This is a genomic window from Paracoccus acridae, assembly GCF_014642735.1.
GTDB classification, from domain to species: domain Bacteria; phylum Pseudomonadota; class Alphaproteobacteria; order Rhodobacterales; family Rhodobacteraceae; genus Paracoccus; species Paracoccus acridae.
In genome coordinates this window covers 1-660 of sequence record NZ_BMIV01000090.1, presented here as the reverse complement: position 1 = coordinate 660, position 660 = coordinate 1, and the positions used below count along the sequence as shown (strand labels likewise).

At 69.2% G+C, this 660-nt stretch carries 1 protein-coding gene; it reads left to right on the top strand.

Features of this window, described 5'->3' with window-relative positions; genetic code table 11:
• The coding region (locus IEX25_RS19920) for an ornithine cyclodeaminase family protein (RefSeq protein WP_188717466.1) at positions 1–660 on the top strand (660 nt) is incomplete at its 5' end.

The following is a 660-nucleotide window of genomic DNA, read 5'->3' as shown; positions in this document are numbered from 1 at the left end:
GGGGGCAACCTGCTGACCGCGCTGCGCACCGCGGCGGCCAGTGCCGTGTCCAGCAAATACCTGGCCCCGGAAGGGGCGCGCGTGCTGGGCATGATCGGGGCGGGCCACCAGTCGGCCTTCCAGATGCGCGCCGCCGTCCGCTTCGGCAGCTTCGAGAAAATCATCGGCTGGAACCCCCATCCCGAGATGCTGTCCCGCCTGGCCGACACGGCCGCCGACCTGGGCCTGCCCTTCGAGGCGGTGGACCTGCCGCAGCTGGGCGCGGAAGCCGACGTGATCATCTCCATCACCTCGGCCTTCGAGCCGCTGCTGATGGACGGCCATGTCAAGGGCCCCACCCATATCGCCGCCATGGGCACCGACACCAAGGGCAAGCAGGAACTGGACCCCGCCCTTGTCGCCCGCGCGCGCCTGTTTACCGACGAGGTGGCCCAGTCCCTCAGCATCGGCGAGTTCCAGCACGCGGCGGCACGGGGAACCATCCTGGCCGCCGACGTCACCGCCATCGGCCAGGTCATCATCGGCGCCCATCCGGGACGCGGCGAGGCCGAGATCACCATCTTCGACGGCACCGGCGTGGGCCTTCAGGACCTCGCCGTCGCATCCGCCGTCGTGGAACTCGCCAAACAACAAGGAAAGGCCGCAAAGGTCGATCTCTGA